The 24,182-nt window shown below is 65.8% G+C and carries 18 protein-coding genes; 11 read left to right on the forward strand and 7 right to left on the reverse strand.

Going from position 1 to position 24,182, the window contains the following annotated elements; genetic code table 11:
- Window positions 1-54 precede the first annotated feature (54 nt).
- From GGD63_RS11040 to ligA, 8 genes are all read left to right on the forward strand, one after another.
- Window positions 55-1,041 carry a D-alanine--D-alanine ligase gene (locus tag GGD63_RS11040; RefSeq protein ID WP_183241731.1) on the forward strand — a complete coding sequence of 329 codons (987 nt, stop codon included), beginning with the start codon at window positions 55-57 and terminating at the stop codon, window positions 1,039-1,041.
- A gap of 346 nt (window positions 1,042-1,387) precedes the next feature.
- The gene (locus tag GGD63_RS11045; protein WP_183241733.1) at window positions 1,388-2,410 is read left to right on the forward strand and encodes a cell division protein FtsQ/DivIB; all 1,023 of its coding nucleotides are present in this window, start codon (window positions 1,388-1,390) and stop codon (window positions 2,408-2,410) included.
- The gene (gene ftsA, locus GGD63_RS11050) at window positions 2,407-3,729 is read left to right on the forward strand and encodes a cell division protein FtsA (RefSeq protein WP_183241735.1); all 1,323 of its coding nucleotides are present in this window, start codon (window positions 2,407-2,409) and stop codon (window positions 3,727-3,729) included. Before GGD63_RS11045 ends, ftsA begins: the two co-directional genes overlap by 4 nt.
- An 87-nt stretch (window positions 3,730-3,816) precedes the next feature.
- Complete coding sequence (gene ftsZ, locus GGD63_RS11055) at window positions 3,817-5,598, forward strand: cell division protein FtsZ (protein WP_183241737.1); 1,782 nt, start codon at window positions 3,817-3,819, stop codon at window positions 5,596-5,598.
- 360 nt (window positions 5,599-5,958) lie between these two features.
- A complete protein-coding gene (gene lpxC / locus GGD63_RS11060; protein ID WP_183241739.1) occupies window positions 5,959-6,921 on the forward strand; it encodes a UDP-3-O-acyl-N-acetylglucosamine deacetylase in 963 nt (320 codons plus the stop codon).
- Between the two features lie 243 nt (window positions 6,922-7,164).
- On the forward strand, window positions 7,165-8,067 hold the full coding sequence (locus GGD63_RS11065) for an outer membrane protein assembly factor BamD (protein ID WP_183241741.1): 903 nt from the start codon (window positions 7,165-7,167) through the stop codon (window positions 8,065-8,067).
- Window positions 8,068-8,083: 16 nt separating this feature from the next.
- Window positions 8,084-9,772 carry a DNA repair protein RecN gene (recN, locus tag GGD63_RS11070; protein WP_183241744.1) on the forward strand — a complete coding sequence of 563 codons (1,689 nt, stop codon included), beginning with the start codon at window positions 8,084-8,086 and terminating at the stop codon, window positions 9,770-9,772.
- A gap of 159 nt (window positions 9,773-9,931) precedes the next feature.
- Complete coding sequence (ligA, locus tag GGD63_RS11075) at window positions 9,932-12,079, forward strand: NAD-dependent DNA ligase LigA (protein ID WP_183241746.1); 2,148 nt, start codon at window positions 9,932-9,934, stop codon at window positions 12,077-12,079.
- A gap of 165 nt (window positions 12,080-12,244) precedes the next feature.
- Here ligA and GGD63_RS11080 read toward each other — a convergent pair whose 3' ends face one another.
- Window positions 12,245-13,525 (reverse strand): multidrug effflux MFS transporter, encoded by a 1,281-nt coding sequence (locus GGD63_RS11080; RefSeq protein WP_183241748.1) that lies wholly within the window; start codon window positions 13,523-13,525, stop codon window positions 12,245-12,247.
- 302 nt (window positions 13,526-13,827) lie between these two features.
- Window positions 13,828-15,657, reverse strand: a complete 1,830-nt coding sequence (locus tag GGD63_RS11085) for an aminopeptidase P family protein (protein WP_183241750.1) — start codon at window positions 15,655-15,657, stop codon at window positions 13,828-13,830.
- 186 nt (window positions 15,658-15,843) lie between these two features.
- Here GGD63_RS11085 and GGD63_RS11090 point away from each other — a divergent pair, with 186 nt between their 5' ends.
- Window positions 15,844-16,023 (forward strand): hypothetical protein, encoded by a 180-nt coding sequence (locus tag GGD63_RS11090; RefSeq protein ID WP_183241752.1) that lies wholly within the window; start codon window positions 15,844-15,846, stop codon window positions 16,021-16,023.
- 127 nt (window positions 16,024-16,150) lie between these two features.
- On the opposite strand, the gene GGD63_RS11095 is transcribed toward GGD63_RS11090, so the two are convergent.
- Window positions 16,151-17,038 (reverse strand): 50S ribosomal protein L11 methyltransferase, encoded by an 888-nt coding sequence (locus tag GGD63_RS11095; RefSeq protein ID WP_183241754.1) that lies wholly within the window; start codon window positions 17,036-17,038, stop codon window positions 16,151-16,153.
- A gap of 162 nt (window positions 17,039-17,200) precedes the next feature.
- On the opposite strand from GGD63_RS11095, the gene GGD63_RS11100 reads away from it, so the two are divergent.
- Complete coding sequence (locus GGD63_RS11100) at window positions 17,201-17,356, forward strand: Flp family type IVb pilin (protein ID WP_144441701.1); 156 nt, start codon at window positions 17,201-17,203, stop codon at window positions 17,354-17,356.
- Between the two features lie 125 nt (window positions 17,357-17,481).
- Here the strand turns inward: GGD63_RS11100 and GGD63_RS11105 are convergent, their stop codons facing one another.
- Together GGD63_RS11105 and GGD63_RS11110 are read right to left on the reverse strand one after the other, a co-directional pair.
- Window positions 17,482-17,667: a hypothetical protein gene (locus GGD63_RS11105; RefSeq protein ID WP_183241756.1), complete on the reverse strand. Its 186-nt coding sequence runs from the start codon at window positions 17,665-17,667 to the stop codon at window positions 17,482-17,484.
- Window positions 17,668-17,840: 173 nt separating this feature from the next.
- The gene (locus tag GGD63_RS11110; protein ID WP_183241758.1) at window positions 17,841-19,451 is read right to left on the reverse strand and encodes an NAD(P)/FAD-dependent oxidoreductase; all 1,611 of its coding nucleotides are present in this window, start codon (window positions 19,449-19,451) and stop codon (window positions 17,841-17,843) included.
- A 209-nt stretch (window positions 19,452-19,660) separates the two neighbouring features.
- Between GGD63_RS11110 and GGD63_RS11115 the strand changes: the two genes are divergently transcribed.
- Entirely contained in the window at window positions 19,661-21,940 is a 2,280-nt protein-coding gene (locus tag GGD63_RS11115; RefSeq protein WP_183241760.1) for a spermidine synthase, read from the forward strand.
- A 107-nt stretch (window positions 21,941-22,047) separates the two neighbouring features.
- Here GGD63_RS11115 and GGD63_RS11120 read toward each other — a convergent pair whose 3' ends face one another.
- Both GGD63_RS11120 and GGD63_RS11125 read right to left on the reverse strand, forming a co-directional pair.
- Window positions 22,048-23,046 (reverse strand): glycerophosphodiester phosphodiesterase, encoded by a 999-nt coding sequence (locus GGD63_RS11120; protein ID WP_183241762.1) that lies wholly within the window; start codon window positions 23,044-23,046, stop codon window positions 22,048-22,050.
- A gap of 38 nt (window positions 23,047-23,084) precedes the next feature.
- On the reverse strand, window positions 23,085-23,867 hold the full coding sequence (locus tag GGD63_RS11125; protein WP_246785447.1) for a L,D-transpeptidase: 783 nt from the start codon (window positions 23,865-23,867) through the stop codon (window positions 23,085-23,087).
- Window positions 23,868-24,182: the final 315 nt, after the last annotated feature.

Consider the following 24,182-nt stretch of genomic DNA (forward strand, 5'->3'; position numbering starts at 1 on the left):
TCACGCCTTCGTCGCGCCCCGGAATGACGAACTGAGAGATTGCGGACTATGAACATGCGCACCACCATCCTCTTCGGCGGCTCCAACCGCGAGCGTCTGGTTTCGGTCGCCTCGGCGCAGGCGCTGCATCAGGCGCTGCCCGAGGCCGATCTCTGGTGGTGGGACGTCGAGGACAAGGTGCATGTGGTGCAGTCCAGGCAGCTGCTCGAGCATGCGCGCCCGTTCGAGGACGAGTTCAAGCCCGGCACATCAGGCATTCCGCTCGCGCAGGCGCTCGACCAGGCCAAGGCGGAAGATCGCGTGCTGGTGCTCGGCCTGCATGGTGGAAGCGCTGAGAACGGCGAATTGCAGGTGATGTGCGAGGCGCGCGGCGTGCCGTTCACCGGCTCGGGCTCGGCCTCCTCGCATCTCGCCTTCGACAAGATCGCAGCCAAACGCTTCGCTGCGCTTGGCGGCGTCACGCCGCCGGCCAACGTTGCGCTCGAAGACATCGACGAGGCCTTCGCCGAATATGGCAGGCTGATCGCAAAGCCTGCGCGCGACGGGTCGAGCTACGGCCTGATCTTCGTCAACGCCAGGCAGGATCTCGTCGCCGTGCGCAATGCCGCGAAGCATGAAGAGTATGTGATCGAGCCCTACATCGCCGGCATCGAAGCGACCTGTGGCGTGCTGGAGCGCACCGATGGCTCGATCATCGCGCTGCCGCCGATCGAGATCATTCCGGGCGAGGGCAATTTCGATTACGCCGCGAAATATCTGTTGAAGTCGACCCAGGAGATCTGCCCCGGTCGTTTCGCCCCCGAGATTACCGCCGCGCTCAAGGAGCAGGCGATGCTGGCGCACCGGGCGATGTCCTGCACCGGCTATTCCCGCTCGGACTTCATCGTCTCGGAAAGGGGCCTGATCTATCTCGAAACCAACACGCTGCCCGGGCTGACCAAGTCATCGCTCTACCCAAAGGCGCTGAAGGCGGAGGGCATCGAATTCGCCGACTTCCTGCACGGCCTGGTCGAGCTCGCCGGGCGGGGCGTGCGGAAATAATTAGGACTGGTTAATGGCCGGACGGGCGAAACGGCCCGGTTTGGGGCCCAAATCCGGTAAAATGCCGGACATCGCGGCATAAATGCCTCACATGGCTGGGCAAAAAGCGTCCGGCGTTAACGAACTTTACCTTTTGTTTACCAGGACATCCGAAGGTTAACGCTGGCGGCGCATATGGCGCTTTGGCTGCCGGCGCGTGAGCTGTGGCGGGTGTTGTCACCTCCAGCGAACGCTTTGAAGGGGAGAGGCTTCTTCTGCTGAAGACCAGCACCCGGCCCGGCACCGAGACGTCATGTTCGCCAGGATCCGCGCGATGTCGCGGGCAAACTGTTGACGAGCTCGTGCAATGGATGGAGCAGGAAGCCTCACCCGGTCGCTTTTCAGATCGCTGAGGCCCCAAGCTGACCTGAAGGCGGCCGCTATCGGAGCGGTCGTGCTTCTGCGCGAGTGGGTGCAGGAGAAGCGCGAGGAGAAGCGCGCTGCCGCCAGGATCAAGACCAAAGCCAGGGCCAAGGCCGTCGTCGAGCGCGAGCCGCCGCCGCGCGTGGTCGCCCTGGTCGAGCGCTATGCGCCGCGCCGGGTCGGGATTGCCATGACTGCGCTGCTGCTGCTCGGAAGCTGCGGCTTCGGCATCGTCAGGGGCGGCCATCTCCAGGACTTCATCACGGCGGTCAGCGACGCCCGCAACGCCATGGCCAATTCCGCCGGCTTCCGCATCACCTCCGTGGTGATCAACGGCCGCAAGCAGCTCACCCAGGACGAGATCCTCGCGATCGGCGGCGTCAGCGGCCGCTCCTCGCTGCTGTTCCTCGACGCCGACGTCGTGCGCGAGAAGCTCAAGGCCAATCCCTGGATCGCGGATGCGACCGTGCTGAAGCTCTATCCGGGCCGGCTGATGATCGACATCACCGAGCGCCAGGCCTTCGCGCTGTGGCAGGAGGCCGGCCGCCTCTCCGTCATCGCCGATGACGGCGCCGTGCTCGAACCCTATGTCTCGCGCCGCTTCCTGTCGCTGCCGCTCGTGGTCGGCAAGGGCGCCGACACCCAGGCCCGCGATTTCCTGGCGCTGCTGGCGCGCTATCCGCAGGTCAACGCCGTGACCAAGGCAGCGGTCTATGTCGGCGAGCGGCGCTGGAACCTGAGGCTGAAGGACGGCCTCGACATCCGCCTGCCCGAGCAGGACGTCGGCAACGCGCTTGCGATGCTGTCCAGGCTCGACAAGGAGGACAGGCTGTTCTCCCGCGACATCGTCGCCGTCGACATGCGCCTGCCGGATCGCCTGGTGGTGCAACTGTCCGACGACGCCGCCAAGGCGCGCGAAGACCAGTTCAAGGACAAGAAGAAAAAGAAGGCCGGGGACGCTGCATGACCGGTCTTGATCGCACCCAGACGCCGAAGACGCGCCAGATGCCGCACAAGCGCGGCGGCCTGGTCGCCTGCCTCGATATCGGCACCAGCAAGATCGCCTGCATGATCGCGCGGCTGAAGCCGTCGGCGCCGAGCGAAGCCTTGCGCGGCCGCACCCACGCGGTGGAGTTGATCGGCTACAGCCAGATCCAGGCGCGCGGCATGAAGGCCGGCGCGGTGATCGATCTCGGTGAATGCGAGCAGGCGGTGCGCCAGGCCGTCGCGCTGGCGGAGAAGATGGCCAAGGTGCGGGTCGAGTCCGTGCTGCTCTCGGTCTCCGGCGGCCGGCTCTCCGGCCAGCTGGTCGAAGCTGCCGCCGACATCCGCGGCGGCGCCGTGACGCCCGCCGACGTCAGCCGCGTCACCTCCACCGGCATGCGCCACGCCACCGGCGAAGGCCGCACCGTGCTGCATGCGCTGCCGGTCGGCTACACGCTCGACGGCGTCAAGGGCATCCGCGATCCCCGCGGCATGGTCGCGCATCAGTTCGGCGTCGACATGAACGTCGTCACCTGCGACGCCACGGTGGCGCGGAACCTGATGCTCGCGGTGGAACGCTGCCACATCAATGTCGAAGCCATGGCGGCGAGCCCCTATGTCGCCGGATTGTCGGTGCTGACCGACGACGAGGCCGATCTCGGCGCCGCCGTCGTCGAGATGGGCGCCGGCACCACGACGATCGCGGTCTATTCCGGCGGCCGTTTCGTGCATGCGGCGGGTTTTGCGGTCGGCGGGCAACACATCACGATGGATCTCGCGCGCGGACTCTCCGCGACCATTGCCGATGCCGAGCGAATCAAGACTTTATATGGGACGGTCATCACCGGTGGATCGGACTCGCGTGAGCTGATGTCTGTACCGACAGCCGGTGACGAGCAGGATCTGCCGCAGATCGTCTCCCGCGCGACCATTGCCAACATCGTCAAGCACCGTGCCGAGGAAATCTTCGAAATGGTCCGGGACCGGTTGAAGGATTCGCCCTTCGCGTCAGAGCCCAACGGGCGCGTCGTGCTCTCGGGCGGCGCCTCGCAACTGACCGGTCTCGTCGAACTCGGAACACAAATTCTCGGCCGGCCCGTGCGGGTCGGACGTCCTCTCGGCTTCGGCCGGCTGCCCAACGAGGCGAAGAACGCCGCGTTCGCGGTGCCGGCCGGACTCCTCGTCTACCCGCAATATGTTCACCAGGAACATGTCGAACCGCGGCATACGCGGCAGCAGGTCAGGACAGGGACCGGCGGTTATTTCGGAAAGGTGGGACGATGGCTACGCGAGGGCTTCTGATGACTCCTTTCCGCAATTTCCCATTTTCACCAACTCCCGCGGCCGCCGGCCGGGGCGAACCCACGCGCGCGTGATCGAGAGGCAACCATGACCATCAGCATCAATGTTCCTGATATTCACGAACTGAAGCCCCGGATCACCGTGTTCGGCGTCGGCGGCGCCGGCGGCAACGCCGTCAACAACATGATCACGGCGGGCCTGCAGGGCGTCGACTTCGTGGTCGCCAACACTGATGCGCAGGCGCTGACGATGTCGAAGGCGCAGCGCATCGTGCAGATGGGCACGGCGGTCACGCAGGGCCTCGGCGCAGGTTCGCAGCCGAACGTCGGCGCCGCGGCGGCGGAAGAGGTGATCGACGAGCTGCGCGACCATCTCTCGGGCGCCAACATGGTGTTCGTCACCGCCGGCATGGGCGGCGGCACCGGCACCGGCGCTGCACCCGTGATCGCCAAGACCGCGCGCGACATGGGCATCCTCACCGTCGGCGTCGTGACCAAGCCGTTCCACTTCGAGGGCGGCCGCCGCATGCGCACCGCTGAAGCCGGCATCAACGAGCTGCACAAGGTCGTCGATACGCTCCTGATCATCCCGAACCAGAACCTGTTCCGGGTCGCCAACGAGAAGACCACCTTCGCCGACGCCTTCGCGATGGCCGACCAGGTGCTCTATTCGGGCGTCGCCTGCATCACCGACCTGATGGTCAAGGAAGGCCTGATCAACCTCGACTTCGCCGACGTCCGCGCCGTGATGCGTGAGATGGGCAAGGCGATGATGGGCACCGGCGAAGCCTCCGGCGACAAGCGCGCGCTGACCGCCGCCGAAGCTGCGATCGCCAACCCGCTGATCGACGATTCCTCGATGAAGGGCGCCAAGGGCCTTCTCATCTCCATCACCGGCGGCAAGGACCTCACGCTGTTCGAGGTCGACGAGGCTGCGACCCGCATCCGCGAGGAAGTCGACCAGGACGCCAACATCATCGTCGGCGCCACCTTCGACGAAGCCCTCGACGGCCTGATCCGCGTCTCGGTCGTTGCCACCGGCATCGAGCAGGCCGCGATCGCCCGCAACAGCCAGGCGACCTCCGCTCCGGTCGCGAACGCGGCGCCGCAGGTGCAGCAGGCTCCCGCCGCAGCCGCCGAGAGCCGTCTCGCCGACCTCACCGCGCGTCTGCGCGCCGACAATCAGCGCCTGGCCGAACGCGCCCAGAAGCTGGAAGTCCAGGTCCCGGCCTCCGCTCCGGCTGCTCCGGTCGCGCCGCGCCCGAACGTCGAGCGCGCGGCGCTCGCCGCCATCGCGGCGGCAGTTGCCGAGGTCCCTCAGGCGCCCGCGCCGCAGACCTATGGTGACGTCACCGTGCGGCCGATCGCGCAGAAGCCGACCCTGTTCCCGGAGCCTGACATGGCCCCGGTCGCGATGCAGGAGCCGATGACCCCGGAAAACTTCATCCCGCCGCAGGCCGAGCGTCCGCCGGTCCGTGCGCCCAGGATGCCGCGGATCGAGGAGCTGCCGATGCCGGCCCAGGCCGAGATTCGTCAGGCTCGCGGCGAGGTGGAGGAAGAGCCCCCGCAGAAGAGCCGCCTGTCGCTGCTGCAGCGCCTCGCCAATGTCGGCCTCGGCCGCCGCGACGAAGAGAGCGAGCCGCCGGTAGCCGCCCGCACCACCGGTCCTGCCATGCCGCCGCTGCCCGACCGCCGGCCGCAGAAGACCGTGGCGCAGCAGATCGCAGCCAGCGAGCCGGTATCAGAGTATGCCCGCCGTCCCGCGCCGCAGGGCCTCGACATGCATGGCCGCCCCGCGCCTGTTGCGCCGGCGCCACAGGGTGACGACCATCTTGATATCCCGGCCTTCCTGCGGCGGCAGGCAACCTGAGGATTGTTACAATAAGGCAGACGAAAAAAGGTCCCGGCGAGAAGCTTGCCGGGACCTTTCCTTTTCTCCCGAGAATGCCCGGATTGCACGGCCAAGCAACTGATTCTAAATCATTAATTATGTATTTGGTGGTTCAGTAAAACCGCCGGCAGCGGCCCAAAAGCTCGGCGTAATTTGGTTAAGCCTTGGCGCGAATACGGCAGGTTTGGGGTAACAATCGGTAAAAAACCGTGAGTTGGCGCTGTTTGAGGCAGCAACTATGGTTTGCCGTGACTTGGGGATACGGATTCGCACGACGGCGCAGGCTGATCGGTCGGGTCGAGTATAAGTCGCAATGGGTCGTAGTGGGGCGGGTTCCTGATGAAATTTAGCCGGCAAACAACGCTTCGTGCGCAAGCCACCGTGGCCGGCGTCGGCGTTCACTCCGGTCTTCCCGTCACTCTCACGCTTGGGCCTGCGCCGATCGACGCGGGTTTTATTTTTGTCCGTACCGGCCTCGAGGGAAGTGACCGCGAAGTTCAGGCGACCGCCGACCAGGTGATCGCGACCGACCTTGCCACCGTCCTCGGCGATCGTAACGGTCCGTTGGTCTCCACCGCCGAGCATGTGCTTGCTGCACTGCGGGGCATGGGCGTGGACAATGCCACGATCGAGCTCGACGGGCCGGAAGTGCCGATCATGGACGGCAGCGCTGCGGCGTTCGTTGCTGCCATCGACCAGGCCGGCATCGTCACCCAGTCCGCGCAGCGCCGCTTCATCCAGATTTTGAAGCCGATCTCGGTCAAGATCGGCGACTCCTTCGGCGAGATCCGGCCCCATGCCAACGGGTTCCGCGTCGAGGTCGAGATCGACTTCACCAATCCCGTCATCGGTCAGCAAAGCTACGCCTTCGACCTCAACCCGGAACGTTTCCGCCGCGAAGTCGGCCGCGCCCGGACCTTCGGTCTGATGTGCGACGTCGCCCGGCTCTGGAGCGCGGGCTATGCCCTCGGCGCCTCCTTCGACAATACCGTCGTGTTCGACGAGGAGCGGCTGCTCAACACCGAGGGCCTGCGCTACGCCGACGAATGTGCCCGTCACAAGGTGCTGGACGTGATCGGCGACCTCGCGCTGGCCGGTCTGCCGCTGCTTGGCGCCTACCGTTCGGTCCGTGGCGGCCACAAGCTCAACCACGCCGTCCTGACCGCTCTGCTTGCCGACCGTACCGCCTGGCGGGTGGTCGAGGGCGAGGCGGTGCGTCGCACCACCCGTCCGGTGGGCGAAGTCGGTCGCGGCATTGTCGGTGGCCGGATCGCCGCCGCCTACGGGCCGGACGTGTCCTGAAGGCACTTGCCGCCGCTGGCATTTGACCGCGAATTGCCCTGGGAAACTCCTGGTAACCATGATCGGCTAGCATTGCGGCGCGTTCGCCTTAATCCGGGCGAAATGCCTGCCTATCCGGTTGTTAAGGATCGTTTTTCGGATACATCGGCGTGGTCGCATGGCAGGCACCACGCACCATTTCGCGCCCATGACGGGATTCATGGGCTGGCGGGCACTGCATCACAGGGCGTCAGGGCAAAACTCATGTCGGCACAGCGTATGACGCGCGGATCTCTTTCGATTTCGCCAAAGGCCCCGATTGCGGCCCGTGGGCTGCTCCAGGCCGTCACCTTCGTCCTGCTCGCGCTGCCGCTGGCCGGCTGCGGCACCGGCGATCTCTGGGACAAGTTTACCGCCAAGGACGATACCTTCGTCGAGGAGCCCGCCGACAAGATCTATAATGAGGGCCTGTACCTCATGAACGAGAAGAAGGACATGAAGGCGGCGAACAAGAAGTTCGAGGAGGTCGACCGCCAGCATCCTTATTCCGACTGGGCCCGCAAATCGCTGCTGATGTCGGCCTACGCCTCCTACCAGGGCGGCGACTATGACGGCTGCATCGGCGCCGCCACCCGCTACGTCACGCTGCATCCCGGCAGCCCGGATGCGGCCTATGCGCAGTACCTGATCGCCGCCTCGCATTACGACCAGATCCCGGACATCAGCCGCGACCAGAGCCGCACCGAGAAGGCGATCGCCTCGCTGGAAGAGGTGGTGCGCAAATATCCGACGTCCGAATATGCGACCTCCGCCAAGGCCAAGATCGAGGGCGCCCGCGACCAGCTCGCCGGCAAGGAAATGAACGTCGGCCGCTACTACATGCAGAAGCGCGACTACACCGCCGCGATCAACCGCTACAAGGCCGTCGTCACCCAGTACCAGACCACGCGCCATGTCGAGGAGGCGCTCTACCGGCTGACCGAGGCCTATATGGCGATCGGCATCGTCGGCGAGGCACAGACCGCGGCCGCCGTGCTTGGCCACAATTTTCCTGACAGCCGCTGGTACAAGGACGCCTATAATCTTGTAAAATCGGGTGGTCTCGAGCCGAGCGAGAATCAGGGGTCCTGGATCAGCAAGACCTTCAAGAAGATGGGCCTCGGCTAGGAAATTTTGGGGTTCCATGCTGGCGCGTCTGTCGATCCGTGACATCGTCCTGATCGAACGGCTCGATATCGAATTCGCCACCGGCCTTGCCGTTTTGACCGGCGAGACCGGGGCGGGCAAATCCATCCTGCTCGATGCCTTTGCGCTGGCGCTCGGCGGCCGCGGCGACGCCGGCCTCGTGCGCCACGGCGCGGAGCAGGGGCAGGTCACCGCCGTCTTCGATATCCCGAAGAATCACCCCGCGACGAAGATCCTCGCCGAGAACGGGCTGGACGACACGAGCGTTGCAGACTCTTGCGAGATGATTCTGCGCCGGGTCCAGCTCGCCGACGGCCGCACCCGCGCCTTCATCAACGACCAGTCGATCAGCGTGCAGACGCTGAAGGCGGTCGGCACCGCCCTGGTCGAGATCCACGGCCAGCATGACGAGCGCGCGCTGGTCGATGCCGCCACGCACCGCCGCCTGCTCGACGCCTTCGCCGGCCTGGAGAAGGACGTCGCGGCCGTCGAAGAGCTCTGGGACGCCCGCCGCACCGCCAATACGGCGCTGGAAGAGCATCGCGCCGGCATGGAGCGCGCCGCGCGCGAGGCCGACTATCTGCGCCACGCTTCCGACGAGCTGAAGCAGCTCGCACCCAGGGAGGGCGAGGAGACGTCGCTGGCTTCCCGCCGCACCACCATGATGCAGGGCGAGAAGATTGCCTCCGATTTGCGCGAGGCGCAGGAGGCGGTCGGCGGCAACCATTCGCCGGTTGCGGCGCTGTCGGCGGCAGTGCGCCGGCTGGAGCGCCGCGGCGTCAACTCGCCGGCGCTGGTCGAGCCCGCGGTGAGGGCAATCGACGCCGCGATCAACGCGCTGGAGGAAGCCGACCAGCATCTCCTGGCCGCGCTGGCCGCAACCGATTTCGACCCGGCGGAGCTCGAACGCATCGAGGAGCGGCTGTTCGCCCTTCGCGCCGCCTCGCGCAAATATTCGACCCCGGTCGACCAGCTCGCGGCGCTTGCCGCCAAATACGCTGCCGATGTGGTGCTGATCGACGCGGGCGCCTCGCAGTTGAAGAAGCTGGAGCAGGCTGCCATCGAGGCGGATAGCCGCTATGCCGCGGCGGCCAAGAAGCTGTCGCTGGCGCGGCAAAAGTCGGCGGAGAAGCTCAACAAGGCCGTCAATGCCGAGCTCGCCCCGCTCAAGCTCGAACGCGCCAAGTTCATGACCCAGGTCGCGACCGACGAGGCCGCGCCGGGCCCGCAGGGCTTCGACCGGGTCGAGTTCTGGGTGCAGACCAATCCGGGCACCAAGCCGGGTCCGATGATGAAGGTCGCCTCCGGCGGCGAGCTGTCGCGCTTCCTGCTGGCGCTCAAGGTCGTGCTGTCCGACCGCGGCTCGGCGCCGACGCTCGTGTTCGACGAGATCGACACCGGCGTGGGCGGCGCGGTCGCCGACGCCATCGGCGGGCGCCTGGCGCGGCTTGCCGGCAAGGTGCAGGTGATGGCCGTGACCCATGCCCCGCAGGTTGCGGCGCGGGCCGACCAGCATCTGCTCATCTCCAAGGACGCCCTCGACAAGGGCAAGCGCGTCGCCACCCGCGTCAATGCGCTCGCCGCCGACCACCGCCGCGAGGAAATCGCCCGCATGCTCGCCGGCGCCGAGATCACCGCCGAGGCCAGGGCGGCGGCGGAGAGGCTGCTGAAGGCGGCGACGGCTTGATTTCGTGTCCCGGACGCGCGCAGCGCGCGCCGGGACCCAGGATGCCGCCACATGGGCCCCGGCTCTGCAGCGCACTGCTGAAGAAGCGCTGCGCTGCGTCCGGGGCACGAGACTTTTACCGCCTTTACCCTCCTGCCCGCTCCGTCGTATCCAAGCACCATGGCAAGAGCAGCAAAATCGAAACCGCTTCGCGATGTCACTGAGCTCACCAAGGCGCAGGCCAAGGTCGAGCATATGCGGTTGTCGCTCGAGATCGAGGGACACAACGAGCGCTATTATCAGGAGGACGCGCCCACCATCAGCGACGCCGAGTACGATGCTCTGCGTCAGCGCCTCAACGCGATCGAACAACGCTTTCCTGAATTCGTCAGCGCAGAGTCGCCGTCGCAGAAGGTCGGCGCCGCGCCGTCCGGGCGCTTCAGGAAGGTGCGGCACTCCGTGCCTATGCTGTCGCTCGACAACGCCTTTGCGGAAGAGGATGTGCGCGACTTCGTCGGCCGCATCGTGCGCTTCCTGAAGCTCGACGACGACAAGGTCAACTTCTCCGCCGAGCCCAAGATCGACGGTCTCTCGATGTCGCTGCGCTATGAGGGCGGCGAGCTCGTCACCGCGGCAACGCGCGGCGATGGGGCGGAGGGCGAGGACGTCACCGCCAACATCCGCACCCTCGAAGACGTGCCGCAGAAGCTGAAGGGCCGCAACGTCCCCGACATCTGCGAGGTGCGCGGCGAAGTCTACATGACCAAGAAGGCTTTTCTTGCGCTCAACGAGCGGCAGAAGGCTGCCGGCGACACCATCTTCGCCAATCCGCGCAATTCGGCCGCAGGCTCGCTGCGGCAGAAGGATCCGACCATCACCGCCTCGCGCCCGCTCGGCTTCTTCGCCTATGCCTGGGGCCAGATGAGCGCGATGCCTGAGGATACGCAGAGCGGCATGATCGGCTGGTTCGAGCGCTGCGGCTTCAAGACCAATCCCCTGACCAAGCTGTGCCACTCGGTCGAGGAGCTGCTCGCCTTCCATCACTCGATCGAGGAGCAGCGCGCAAAACTCGACTACGACATCGACGGCGTCGTCTACAAGGTCGACCGCATCGACTGGCAGGAGCGGCTCGGCTTCGTCTCGCGCACGCCGCGCTGGGGCATCGCGCACAAATTCCCCGCCGAGCGCGCCATGACGGTGCTGCGCGACATCGAGATCCAGGTCGGCCGCACCGGCTCGTTCACGCCGGTCGGCAAGCTGGAGCCGGTCGGTGTCGGCGGCGTGATCGTGCAGAACGTCACGCTGCACAATGAGGACTACATCAGGGGCATCGGCAACAAGGGCGAGGTGCTGCGCGAGGGGCGCGATATCAGGATCGGCGACACCGTCGTGATCCAGCGCGCCGGCGACGTCATCCCGCAGGTGGTCGACGTCGTCCTCGACAAGCGGCCGCGCGGTGCCAAGGAATTCCAGTTCCCGAAGAAGTGCCCGTGCCCGCTGCACACCGAGGTCACGCGCGAGGAGACCGCGACGGGTGAAGAGGGCTCGCGCGCGCGCTGCACCGGCGAGTTCGCCTGCCCCTATCAGAAGATCGAGCACCTCAAGCTGTTCGTGTCGCGCCGCGCCTTCGACATCGACGGCTTGGGCGAGAAGCAGCTCCAGTATTTCTTCGACGAGGGATGGGTCAAGGAGCCCGCCGACATCTTCACGCTGGAGAAGCGTAATTCGAGGCTCAAGCTCGAAGAGATCGAGGGCTACGGCGCGACCTCGGTGCGCAACCTGTTCGGCGCCATCGAGAGCCGGCGCAAAATCGCGCTGGAGCGTTTCGTCTATGCGCTCGGCATGCGCCATGTCGGTGAGACCACGGCGCTGGCGCTGGCGCGCGGCTATGGCTCCTGGGACGCGTTCCATGACGCCTGCCTCAAGGTCGCCAAGGGCGACGAGGAGGCGATGGCGGACATGGATGCGCTCGACCAGATCGGCGACACCGTGATCAAGAGCATCGCCGATTATTTCGGCGAGAGCCACAACCGTGGCATCGTCGAGCGCCTGACCAGGGAGGTCGAGATCGTCGACGCCGAGAAGCCGAAGAGCAACTCGCCCGTCGCCGGCAAGACCGTGGTCTTCACCGGCTCGCTGGAGAAGATGACGCGGGATGAAGCCAAGGCCACCGCGGAGCGGCTGGGTGCGAAGGTCTCGGGCTCAGTGTCGAAGAAGACCGATCTCGTCGTCGCCGGCCCCGGCGCAGGCTCGAAGCTGGCAGAAGCCAACAAGCACGGCGTCAAGGTGCTGACGGAAGAGGAGTGGCTGAAGCTGATCGGGGAGTGAGCGGGCACCTGGCGCCCCACGTTCCGCTGTCATTCCCCGCGAAGGCGGGGAATCCAGTATTCCAGAGACAGTGCGAGGATACGGAGAAGCCGCGGCGTACTGGATCCCCCGCCTGCGCGGGGGATGACACCTGACGTGTTGTGACAGCCTTCGCGTAGCGACGGATCACATCATCCCCGTCTCTTCCTCCTCCGCCTGCTCGATCAGTGCTTCGCTCACCACCAGCTCGCGGCGGGGGACGACGAAGATCATCATGCAGGCGCAGAGCAGGGAGATCGCCAGCACCGCGGAGGTGAGCGGCAGCGTCGTTGTGGAATGGCCGCCGAGATAGGCGCCGAATTGCGACATCAGCGCGCCGATGCCCTGCTGGAGGAAGCCCATCGCACCCGACGCGGTGCCGGCCGCTTCAGGGCGGATGCTGATGGCGCCTGCGGCGGAATTCGCCATCACGAAGGCATTGCCGACCATCACGATCATCTGCGTGCCGAATAGCCAGCTTGGGGCCTCGTTCCAGCCCGTGAAACTCCACAGCAGGTTCAAAAGGCTGCCGCACAGCTGCAGGCCGAGACCGAACCAGATCAGCTTCTCCAGCGAGTGCCGCGGCGCAAAGCGCACGCAGAGCAAATTGCCGACGAGATACGCAAAGCCGGTGGTTGCGAACCAGGCACCGTATTCGGCGCTGGTCCGGCCCATCTGCGTGACCACGACATAGGGGCCGCCACCGGCGAAGGTGAAGATGATCTGCGACGCCAGGACCTGGCACATCACATAGCCGATGAAAGCGCGGCTCTTGATCAGGGTTCCGACGTCGCTGCGAAAGCCGCCGCTGCCGACTGCGCGGTCGCGGCGCGTCTCCGGCAATGCGATCGCGATGCCGACGGCGACCGCGATCGCACCGATCGTGACGGCGTAGAAGATCGCGCGCCAGCCGAACGCGGTCTCGATCAGGCCACCGGTGAGCGGCGAGACCATCTGGCCGATCATCAGCGCGGCAACCACGAGGCTGATCATGGAGGCGACGCGGTCGCGCTCGTAGATGTCACGAATGATGGCGCGGCTGATCACCATGCCGGAGGCGCCGCCCAGCGCCTGGAAGAAGCGCGCTGCGATCAGTTGCGGCAGGGTCTCGGCAAAGATGCAGGCGATGCTCGCCGCGACCATCAGCGCGAGGCCTCCAAGCAGCACCGGACGCCGGCCGAACTTGTCCGACAGCGGCCCCATGATGAGCTGCGACATCGCGATGCCGACCATGTAGAGCGACACCGTCATTTGCGCGATCGAGATGTCGCGCCCGAACGTCGTCGCCAGCACGGGCAGTGCCGGAACCAGGATGTAGAGCGAGATCGGCGCAATCCCGGTCATGACGACCAGCAGGAGCAACACCACGCGCGAGGTCGCGATGGTCTTCGTTGCCGCTTCCGGCGGCCTGCTGATCATGCCGTGCATCGATGTCCGTCTTTCGAATTCGAATCGACTGTAGCGTGCTCACGCAAGACGGATATCGGCGTTTCGGAATGCGGCTATTCGGATTTCGGGACGGTTATAATAGCAGCGCGATGGCGACCGATTGGGCGTGTTGCTCGCGCCACGCATGCACTGTCATCGCCCGCGAAGGCGGGCGATCCAGTATCCCAGAGGCCGCAGTGATTGAATCGAGAGGCCGCGGCGTACTGGATGCCCCGCCTGCGCGGGGCATGACACCTGTGGTGGGTAAGCAGGCTTGCGCAAATCGCGTAGCGCTATGCGCGCTACGCCTTCAACTCCGCGGTCGCCTGATCGAGCCAGGCCCCGGTCGCCTCGTCCAGTGCTGGCCGCACCTCGGCCCTCACGCGCGCGTGGTAAGCGTTGAGCCAGTCGAGCTCGTCCTTGTTCAGCATCGCCACGTCGATCAGCCGGCGGTCGATCGGCGCCAGGGTCAGCGTCTCGAAGGCGTTCATCGGCTTCTCGGCGCCCTTGATCTCGGCGGCGACGACGAGTTCGAGGTTTTCGATGCGGATGCCGAATCCGTCGGTCTTGTAGTAGCCGGGCTCGTTGGAGAGGATCATGCCGCGCTTCAGCGGCGTGGTGCCGAGCTTCGAGATTCGCGCCGGCCCCTCATGCACCGAGAGATAGCTGCCGACGCCATGGCCGGTGCCGTGCTCGAAATCGACGCCGGCGGCCCAGAGATATTGCCGCGCCAGCGTGTCGAGCTGCGCGCCGGTGGTGCCGTCGGGGAAGACCGCGCGCGCGATCGCGATGTGTCCGCGCAGCACACGGGTGAAGCGGTCGCGCATCTCGTCGGTGGGCTCGCCGACCGCCATGGTGCGCGTGACGTCGGTGGTGCCGTCTTCATATTGCGCGCCGGAATCGATCAGCAGCAGGTCGCCGGGCGCGATCCGCCGGTTGCTCTTGCGGGTGACGCGGTAGTGCACGATGGCGCCGTTCGGGCCGGTGCCCGAGATGGTCGGAAACGACACGTCCTTCAGCGCGCCGGTGTCGCGGCGGAACGTCTCCAGCGCCTCGACCGCGTCGATCTCGGTCAGCTTGCCGCTTCCCGCCTCGCGATCGATCCAGGCGAGGAAGCGCGCCAGCGCCACGGCGTCGCGCACATGGGCCGTCTTGGTGCCTTTGATCTCGGTCGCGTTCTTGACTGCCTTCAACAATGCAATCGGATCGCTGCCCCGCACCGGCTTGCCGCCGGCGCCCGCGATCAGCCGGCTCAGCGCGTCGGCCGCGGTGGCGTTGTCGAGCGCGATCGCCGCGCCGCTTTTGGCGAGCGCCATCAGCGTCGGCGCCATCGCATCGGGCTCGCGCACGTCGGCGGACTGTTCGAGATGATCGCGCGAGAGGTTGGAGAGCTTGCGATGGTCGATGAAGATGGTGGGGCGGCCGTCCTTCGGCACCAGCGCGTAGGACAGCGGCAGCGGCGTGTGCGCGACGTCGGCGCCGCGGATGTTGAAGGTCCAGGCCACCGCGTGGCTGTCCGACAGCACCAGCGCATCAGTGCCGAGCTTGCCGATCTCGGCCCTGATCTGCATCAGCTTCTCGGCCTCGGTGACGCCGGCATGCTGGAGGCTGTGCACGGCGACGGGGGCAAGCGGCGGCTGCGGCCGGTCGTGCCAGATCGCATCGACCGGATTGCCGTCGACGGCGACGAGTTCGGCGCCGGCCTTGGCGCAGGCGGCGGACAGGCGCTCGGCTGCCGCAAAAGTGTGCAGCCACGGATCAAATCCGAGGCGATCGCTCGCCTTCAGATGCGCCGACACCCAGCTCTCCGGCGGCGGATCGATCAGCGATTCCACCGCCCAGGCCTTGGCATCGACCTGCTTGGCCGCCTGCAGCGTGTAGCGGCCGTCGACGAACAATGCGGCCTCGCCGGTCAGCACCACCGCGAAGCCCGCCGAACCGGTGAAGCCGGTCAGCCAGGCCAGCCGCTCTTCCGACGGAGGCACATATTCGTTCTGCTGCTGGTCGGCGCGCGGAATGACGAAGCCGGTCAGCTTGCGGCGGGAGAGTTCTTCGCGGAGTGCGGCAAGGCGCGCCGTCAACGCGACGCCGGCCTCGGGCTCCTCGAATGTCTGGAAGTGCGCTTCGAACATGTGGATCACTCTAGGATCATGAGCATCGGTCCGCAATCTAGACGCATTTACATCGCATCTGGCATGGACTGTGCTTGAAAATGTTCCATTCGAATTGAGTGGAGTAAAGGATGCGGCAGTTGAGCTTCGTCCGGATAACAGGGAAATTCGAGCAAGTGGTTCATCTCAACGGCGAGGGGACACACGATGCCAGCGTTCACGTTTGAGAAGATCTCGCCGCCGGTGCGCCGCGCCCCGGCCGCAACGGCACCGAAGAAGCCGCGCGGCCTCATCAGCCAGATGATCGATCGTTTCGCCGAGCGCCGCGCAAGACGCGCCTTGCGGGGTAAGCGCATCGTGCGCCGGGACGACAAGCCGGCGGAATAGGGCGGCATCGGGATTTCGTAGGGTGGGTTAGCCGACGGCGTAACCCACCGCTGTTCCTATCCGTACGGGCAGAAGAGGTGGGTTACGCCAAGGGACTGCGCTTCGCGCAGCCCGAGGCTAACCCACCCTACGAGACCTTCCGCAGCAACAAACTGCTCCATCCCTCGATCCTGAGGTGCTTCACCGGCACGAGGCCGCGTGCGCGATAGGCTGCGATCACGGCGGGCGCCTGGTGCGTCAGAAGGCCGGAGAGGATGACCCGGGCGCCGGGCGCGAGATGCCGCGCCATCGGGCTCGCCAGCTGCCGCAGCGGGTTGGCGAGGATGTTGGCCAGCACCAGGTCGAACGGGCCGGCCTTGGCAAAATCCGGCGCGGCAAAGCCGGTGGCGCGGATCACCCGCACATGGTGACCGACTTCGTTCAGGGTCGCGTTCTCGGCGGCCACCCTCACCGAGGGCGGGTCGATGTCGGAAGCAAGCACCGCGCGGTGCAGCGCTTTCGCCGCCGCAATGGCCAGCACGCCGGTTCCGGTGCCGAGGTCGAGCAAGCTCGTCGGGCGAGAACTCTTCAGGACATGGTCAAGCAGGAGTAAACAGCCGCGCGTGGTGCCGTGATGGCCGGTGCCGAAGGCGAGCGCCGCCTCGATCTCGATCTTGAGCTTGTTCGGCGCCACGCGATCGCGGTCATGACTGCCGTGCACGACGAAGCGCCCGGCCGGCACCGGGACCAGATCCTCCAGGCTCGCCTTGACCCAGTCCTTGGCCTCGACGGTGTCGAAGGCAAGCGTGTCGGCGATCTCATTTCCTGCTGAATTTGCAACAAGTTCGCGCAGCCACGCCTGGTCCGGCGCCTCGGCAAAATGCAGCGTCACGTCCCATTGTCCGTCCGGCCGCTCGAACGCGGCGACCGCTGCGTCGCCCTCGAAAAACACCTCGGTGAGCACATCGACGACGCGCCTTGCAGCGGCCTCGGTGCCGATCGAGAAGCTGGCGCGGTGGGTGGGGGAAGGGTGCATCTCAGGGTTCCATCGGGTCAATTTTGGGAACTTTTGCGCGCAATTTTCCGCATAAGTTGGATCTCGGGATTAACTGGACCGAAGGTCGCACACCGTAGATTTTCGGCTGTTGGGGTCGACCAACACAGCTTGTAATTGAAACGGAGGCGTGTCTTGAAGCGCATGGTCTTGAAGTTCTGGTCCGACGAATCCGGTGCGACCGCAATCGAATACGGCCTGATCGCGGCCGGTATCGCTCTGGCAATCATCACCGTGGTGAACAGCCTGGGTACCACGATGAACGAGAAGTTCGGTTCGATTAGCAGCTCCTTGAAGTAATTTCCGCCTCCGATTTCCAGCGGGGGCTACTTTCTTGATAGATGTCCAGACGAGCGCCCGCGCGGGGAATTGCCCTCGGCGGGCGAGTTCGTTTGAGGGGCGTCCACCGGATGGTCCAGTGGGCCTCAGTTTGAGTTTGGTGGCCTAAAGCCAGAGATCAGCTGGATATGAATGTCGTGGGCGACTATCTGGCGCGCCCACTCAGCCTGATCTTCCGCTATCAGTTTCGCGACCAGCAGCTCATCCACGATCGAAGCGGCAATTTGCTCGCTCCAGCGGATATCTTCTGCGTTTCTCTTCTCGTCGATCATGCGAGACACTACCCGACGTCCACAGCCTGTCCGCTCTTCATTCGGAGGCCATCCACCGTCTTATACCTTACTTATCCCGTGTCTTTTCCACAGCCTGATCCGGGCTTGTACTGAGAAACGTCCCAGTTTCGCCACGGCCCTATCAGCAGCCTGTCCACAGCCCATCCACAGACCTATCCACGGCTTCCGAACAGCGCGCGATGGTCCCGCAGGATCACGCGCGCGGCATTGTGGCCGGGGGCGCCGGTGACGCCGCCGCCGGGGTGGGCGCCGGAGCCGCAGTGATAGAGGCCCTTGAGAGGCCCGCGGTAATCGGCATGGCCCAGCATCGGCCGGGCCGAAAACAGCTGGTTCAGCGTCAGCGCGCCGTGGAAGATGTCGCCGCCGAGGAGGCCGAACTGCCGCTCGAGATCGAGCGGGGAGAGGATCTGGCGGCCGAGCACGCTGGACGCAAAGCCCGGCGCGTAGGCATCCACCGTCGCGATCATGAGATCGGCGACCTCGTCGCGATGCTCGTCCCACGATTTTCCGTCGGGAAGCTCCGGCGCGACGTGCTGGCAGAACAGGCTCGCGACATGCTTGCCGGCGGGCGCCAGCGTGTCGTCGAGCGTCGAGGGGATCAGCATCTCGACGACAGGCTGTCGGCTCCAGCCCTGCGCACGCGCATCGAGATAGGCGCGGTCCATGTAGGGAAGGCTTGGCGCGAGGATGATGCCGGAGGTGAGGTGATCCCCCTCGCCTGATAGCGCCGTGAAGGAGGGCAGGCGGTCCAGCGCCACGTTCATGCGGAAGGTGCCGGAGCCGTTCTTCCAGTGCCTGATGCGGGCGAGGAAGTCTTGCGGCAGCGCATCGGCCGCGATCAGCCGCGTATACAGCAGTTTTGGATTGACGTTGGCCGCGACATATTTCGCGCGGATCGTCTCGCCGTTCTCCAGCACGACGCCAACGGCGCGGTCGCGCTCGACGATCACCTCGCACACGCCGGCATCGGCGTCGATCGCGACGCCGCGATCCCTGGCGGTGCGCGCCATCGCCTGCGTGATCGCGCCCATGCCGCCGATGGCATGGCCCCAGACGCCCTTCTTGCCGTTCACCTCGCCGAAGGCATGATGAAGCATCACATAGGCGGAGCCTGCGGCGTAGGGGCTCGCATAGTTGCCGACAATGGCATCGAAGCCGAACAGCGCCTTGACCAGGTCGTGCTCGAAACGCTCGTCCAGCATCTCGCCGGCCGAGCGCGTGAAGAGATCGAGCAGGCTGCGGCTTTGCTCAAGCGTCAGGCCGCGCAGGATATTGGCGCTCTGCAATGCGTTCACGGCCTCGCGGATCGCAGCCGTGCCAAAACCGTCGAGCAGGTTCGGCGGCGCGCGCAGCACGAATTGCCTGAGCACGTCGGCGATGTCTTCCAGCTCGCGCGAGAACCCGTCGAGCGCCTCCGCATCACGCGCGCTGAGCCGCGCGACGGACGCCTTGGTTCGCCCCTCGCCGGTGAGGAGATAGCTGCCATCGGGCGCCGGCAGAAAATTCTGCGCGCGCCGTTCGACGATTCGCAGCCCCTGTTCAGCGAGCTTGAGGTCATCGATCACCTGCGGATTGAGCAGGCTCACGGTGTAGGCCGCGACCGAATTCCTGAATCCGGGGTGAAACTCCTCCGTGACCGCCGCCCCGCCGACCACCTTGCGCCGTTCGACCACGCGCACGCGCAGGCCCGCCTTTGCGAGATAGGCTGCACAGGTGAGGCCGTTATGGCCTGCGCCGATGATGACGACGTCGGTTTCGGTCATGATGTCCCTGGCGTCATTCCGGGGCAATGCGCAGCATCGAACCCGAAATCTCGAGGTTCCGGGTTCGCCTCTTCGAAGCGCCCCGGAATGACATCTCTATATCAAGCAATCCTCGCTGCAACATCACGACACGCTTTATTGCCCGTTCAGTCGCCTTGTGCTCCATTGCGCGCGGTCCGGCGCCCGCCGGGGTTTGAGCCGGAGCTTCCATGGATTCCATCGTGCAACCCGCCGCCACGGAGCAGCCGTCGTCGTCGCGCAACCGGCTGCTGCTGACGGTCTACACTGCTGCGATCTTCGTCAGCGCGCTGCTGCTGTTCTCGGTGCAGCCGCTGTTCACGAAGATGGTGCTGCCGCGGCTCGGCGGCTCGCCGGCGGTGTGGTCGGTGGCCATGGTGTTCTTCCAGTCGCTGCTGCTGGCGGGCTATGCCTATGCGCATCTCTTGATGCAGGCGAGGAACCGGATCGTTCCGGTCGCGGTGCATCTGGTGCTGCTGGTGCTGGCCTTCGCCACGCTGCCGCTCGGCATTGCGTCGGCCTATGGCGAGCCGCCGGCCTCGGGCTACGCGTTCTGGCTGCTCGGCCTGTTCGTGGTCTCGATCGGGCTGCCGTTCTTCGCGCTGGCCGCCAACAATCCGCTGCTGCAGGCCTGGTTCGTCCGCACCGGCCATCCCGCCGGGCATGATCCCTATTTCCTCTATGCTTCCTCCAACATCGGTAGCTTCCTCGCGCTGTTGTCCTATCCGTTCCTGCTCGAGCCGATGTTCACGCTGCACACGCAGAACCGGTTCTGGACTGCGGGCTATGGGATCCTGATCCTCCTGATCGCTGCCTGCGGCATGCTGTTGTTGCGCTCACCGCAACTGGCGGTGGCCGACGCACGAACCGAGGAGGTCAATGCGCCGGCGCCGGGCCTGCTGACGCGGTTGCGCTGGATCTTCCTCGCCGCGGTGCCGTCGGGCCTGCTGATCGCGGTGACCGCGCACATCTCGACCGACGTTGCGGCGGCGCCGCTGCTCTGGGTGCTGCCGCTGTCGCTGTACCTGCTCACTTGGGTGGTGGTGTTCCAGTCGCGGCCGCTGCTGCCGCACAAATGGATGCTGATGCTCCAGCCGGTCGCGATCGCCGGTGTCGTCGTCCTGCTGGCCTTCGGCGGCGAGCAGAACCTGCTGCTGACGCTCGGCGGTCATCAATTGTGCTTCTTCGTCATCGCCATGGCCTGTCATGGCGAGCTGGCGCGGACCCGGCCGGCTGCCAGACATCTCACCGGCTTCTATGTCGCGCTGTCGTTCGGCGGCATGGTCGGCGGCCTGTTCGCAGGCCTCGTTGCTCCATTCACCTTCTCGTGGATCGCCGAATATCCGATCCTGATCGCGCTCGCCGCGCTGTGCCGCCCGTCTGCGAACGAGCGTCTCGCCGGCATCGCGAGATGGTACTGGCTGGCGCTCGCCGCGCTCGCGGTGGCGCTGATCGCGCCGTCAACGACCACCGGCAGCCTCTCGACCTGGTTCGAGGATCATCGCGTCTGGGTCGCCGGCGCCGTCGGTGTGCTCGCGGCGCTGCTGACACTGGCACTCAATGCCGGTCGCTGGAAGATCTTCGCCACCGTCGCGCTGGCGCTGGCGTTGATCCGGGTCTATCCGGCGGACGAGGGCCGCGTCACCACGGTGCGCAGCTTCTTCGGCGTGCACAAGATCGTGGAGACGCCCGGCGGCTATTTCCACGTGCTGATGCACGGCACCACCATTCACGGCGCCGAGCGCTTCCGCAACAATGACGGCACGCCCGTCACCGGCCGGCCCGAGCCGATCACCTACTACCACAAGGACGGCGGCATCGGTCAGGCCGTCACCGCGATCCGCGAGCGCAAGGGCGCGCCGCTCAAGGTCGCCGCGATCGGCGTCGGCTCCGGCACGCTCGCCTGCGCCGCCGAGCCCGGGGAGGACTGGAAATTTTTCGAGATCGACCAGTCGATGGTGGATGCGGCGCGCGACCCCAAGAATTTCCGCTACATCTCGAGCTGCCTGCCGGACCTGAAGCCGGTGATCGGCGACGCGCGCCTCACCTTCGCCAAGGAGCCCGACGGCGCCTACGATCTCATCATCGTCGATGCCTATTCGTCCGATGCGATCCCGATCCATCTTGCGACCAAGGAGGCGATGAAGATCTACAAGGACAAGCTCGCGCCCCACGGCGCCGTGGTGATGCACGTGTCCAACCGCCACCTCGATCTCGAGACTGTCGTGGTCGGCATTGCCGACGCCAACGATCTGAAGAGCTGGGTCTTCAACGAGGATTCGGGCCGCGATTCCGACTACATCTTCTCGACCGACGTCGTCATCTCCGCGCGCGAGGAGGAAGATGTCGGCAAGCTCGCCGCCTCCAAATCGTGGGAGCAGACCGAAGCCGACGACAGGGTGCGGGTCTGGACCGATGATTATTCGAACATCCTGGGCGCGCTGTACCGGCGGTTACGGGACGGGGAGTGATGGTCTGTAGCCCGGATGGAGCGAAAGCGTAATCCGGGAACTGCGTCCAACGCGCGAGCGGCCCCGGATTGCGCTGCGCTCCATCCGGGCTACAAGGCGACAGGACGCTACGGCTCCACCGGCGTCCCCGCCGGCAGCGCAATTCCCTTCTCGCCGGCGACCTGCCGCAACAGGTCCGGATTGTCCGAGATGATCCCGTCGACGCTGGTCTCGATCATCCGCGCCATGTCTTCACGCTTGTTGACCGTCCAGACCACCACGCGCAATCCGAGCGCATGGGCCTCAGTGACCAGCGCCGCGGTCACATCGCCGAAATGGGGCGACCAGATTGCGCCGCCCGCAGCCTTGATGGTTCGCGGCAGCGAGCCGCCGTGATCGGCCGGGCTGAAGCCCGCGGTCCAGCTGGTGGCCTTGTCGAGCGCCACCGTCGGAGCCGAGCCGCGCTGAAGCGTCAGGTACACGGTTGGAATCGTCGGCGCCTGCCGCTGGACGAGCTGCAGGGTCCTCCAGTCGAACGACTGGATCATGACGCGACCTGAGAATTTTTCGGCCTCGATCAACCGAAGCAACGTAGTGACGAAATTTTGCGGATCGAGGGATTCGTCCGGATGGTTCGGATCGATCTTGGTCTCGATGTTGAACCGCACATTGGTATTGCCGGACTTGCGCACCAGCGCGAACAATTGCTTCAGCGTGGGGATGCGGGTCCCCGGCACGGCGCGCTGCTCGGGGAATTGCCTGGCATAGGCACTGTCGGGGCGGATCTGGCCGACGTCATAGGTCCTGACGTCTTCGAGCCGTAGCTTGACAAAGGGCGTGCCGGGCGCGGCCACATAGGCGCCGCTCGCATCCCGTGCCAGATCCGGATTGAGCCCGCGTTCATGCGAGATGACGACCTCGCCATCGGCGGTCACGCCGACGTCGAGCTCCAGCGTGTCGACGCCCATCGACAGCGCGTTGGCGAAGGCAGGCAGGGTGTTCTCCGGCAGCAGTGCCCGCCCACCGCGATGCGCCTCGAGATCAAAGGCCATGCCTTGTCCTGCCATGGCTTGTCCCGCGGTGAGAACCGAGAGCAAGGTCAGGATGGCCGTGGCACGTGACGGCATGGTGCCTCGACTGTTAACGGCGCTCGGTGGCGGCCGCGTCAGTTCTGATAGTAATAGCCGCGCGGCTGATAATACTGGCGAGGCTGCTGCTGCTGATAATAGTAGCCCTGCTGGCCATAGCCCTGGTCGTAGGTCGGCTGCGGCAGTTGCTGATAGGCCTGCGTGCCATAGGGGCGCGTGATCGGGCGCGGTGCCGGATAGCGCGCCCCGGTGTCGCTGCCGTCGGCCGGATAGATGTAATTGTCGTCCTGCGGCATGTAGCGGCGGGCGGGCTGCTGCGGCGGCGCCAGGTTCACGGGATCGCCTGTGGTTGCGTACTGCTCCTCGGCCGGCTGCTGGGCGCGGGCGACGGCAGTGTTGGTGCGACCGCGCGGATTGCGCGCCAGCGCCACCTGCGCCGAGCCGGTCAGCGTCACCGTGGTATTGAGCACGCCCTGCTGCTGTACCAGTGCATAGAGTGTCGAGGCGTTCTGTCGCGACAGCCGCACGCAGCCATGCGAGGCCGGCGAGCCGAGCCGGCCGACCGAGTCCGTGCCGTGGATGGCATGCCCGATCTTGGTGAAGAAGATCGCGTGCGGCATCGGTGCGTCGTCGAATTCCTTGGAGTAGTGATCCTCTTCCATGCGGAAGGCGCGGAAGGCGCCGTTCGGCGTCTCGCGGGAGGGAATGCCTGTCGACACCGGCCAGTGGTAGCGCGCGACCCCGTCGATGGCGACGGTCATCTGCTGATTGTCCTTGTCGACGGTGATCTCGACCTTGGCTTGCGCGGTGCCCGCGCTCAAAAGCATCAGGGAAGTGAAAGCGATAAAAAATGAACGCATCTGGAAACGCATTTGAGGGAAACGCATTTGAGTTCTGGCCTCCGGCCTGTTCACGCTGGCGCCGCGGCTCTCCGTCCCCCGGCGTGCAATATGCCTGCAATCCGGCTTCCGCTCCAGCGGTCCGCCGACCCATCGTTAACGCGATGCCTGATGTAAGCAAGGCCGCTTTGTGCCGCGCCGCGCGCGGCGATGCTGACATTTTCGCGAGCGGACATGCGTTCACATCGCCGACAATTCGTCACAAAGGCGCAACCATTTGGCCGCTCGGCGCGTTGATGATGGCCTGCCGTTTGGCGGCTTTCGCCGCCGTACTCT

It is taken from the genome of Bradyrhizobium sp. cir1 (genome assembly GCF_014198245.1).
Taxonomy (GTDB): domain Bacteria; phylum Pseudomonadota; class Alphaproteobacteria; order Rhizobiales; family Xanthobacteraceae; genus Bradyrhizobium.

Excerpts from the sequence above, each read along its gene's own strand:
- GGD63_RS11040 (WP_183241731.1), top strand. The coding sequence starts at position 55 with ATGCGCACCACCATCCTCTTCGGCGGCTCCAACCGCGAGCGTCTGGTT.
- GGD63_RS11080 (WP_183241748.1), bottom strand. The coding sequence starts at position 13,525 with ATGCACGGCATGATCAGCAGGCCGCCGGAAGCGGCAACGAAGACCATC.
- ftsA (WP_183241735.1), top strand. The coding sequence starts at position 2,407 with ATGACCGGTCTTGATCGCACCCAGACGCCGAAGACGCGCCAGATGCCG.
- GGD63_RS11120 (WP_183241762.1), bottom strand. The coding sequence starts at position 23,046 with ATGCCGTCACGTGCCACGGCCATCCTGACCTTGCTCTCGGTTCTCACC.
- GGD63_RS11095 (WP_183241754.1), bottom strand. The coding sequence starts at position 17,038 with ATGCACCCTTCCCCCACCCACCGCGCCAGCTTCTCGATCGGCACCGAG.
- GGD63_RS11045 (WP_183241733.1), top strand. The coding sequence starts at position 1,388 with ATGGATGGAGCAGGAAGCCTCACCCGGTCGCTTTTCAGATCGCTGAGG.
- GGD63_RS11065 (WP_183241741.1), top strand. The coding sequence starts at position 7,165 with ATGTCGGCACAGCGTATGACGCGCGGATCTCTTTCGATTTCGCCAAAG.
- GGD63_RS11100 (WP_144441701.1), top strand. The coding sequence starts at position 17,201 with ATGGTCTTGAAGTTCTGGTCCGACGAATCCGGTGCGACCGCAATCGAA.
- GGD63_RS11105 (WP_183241756.1), bottom strand. The coding sequence starts at position 17,667 with ATGATCGACGAGAAGAGAAACGCAGAAGATATCCGCTGGAGCGAGCAA.
- GGD63_RS11115 (WP_183241760.1), top strand. The coding sequence starts at position 19,661 with ATGGATTCCATCGTGCAACCCGCCGCCACGGAGCAGCCGTCGTCGTCG.
- GGD63_RS11125 (WP_246785447.1), bottom strand. The coding sequence starts at position 23,867 with ATGCGTTCATTTTTTATCGCTTTCACTTCCCTGATGCTTTTGAGCGCG.
- GGD63_RS11085 (WP_183241750.1), bottom strand. The coding sequence starts at position 15,657 with ATGTTCGAAGCGCACTTCCAGACATTCGAGGAGCCCGAGGCCGGCGTC.
- GGD63_RS11090 (WP_183241752.1), top strand. The coding sequence starts at position 15,844 with ATGCCAGCGTTCACGTTTGAGAAGATCTCGCCGCCGGTGCGCCGCGCC.
- lpxC (WP_183241739.1), top strand. The coding sequence starts at position 5,959 with ATGAAATTTAGCCGGCAAACAACGCTTCGTGCGCAAGCCACCGTGGCC.
- recN (WP_183241744.1), top strand. The coding sequence starts at position 8,084 with ATGCTGGCGCGTCTGTCGATCCGTGACATCGTCCTGATCGAACGGCTC.
- ligA (WP_183241746.1), top strand. The coding sequence starts at position 9,932 with ATGGCAAGAGCAGCAAAATCGAAACCGCTTCGCGATGTCACTGAGCTC.
- ftsZ (WP_183241737.1), top strand. The coding sequence starts at position 3,817 with ATGACCATCAGCATCAATGTTCCTGATATTCACGAACTGAAGCCCCGG.
- GGD63_RS11110 (WP_183241758.1), bottom strand. The coding sequence starts at position 19,451 with ATGACCGAAACCGACGTCGTCATCATCGGCGCAGGCCATAACGGCCTC.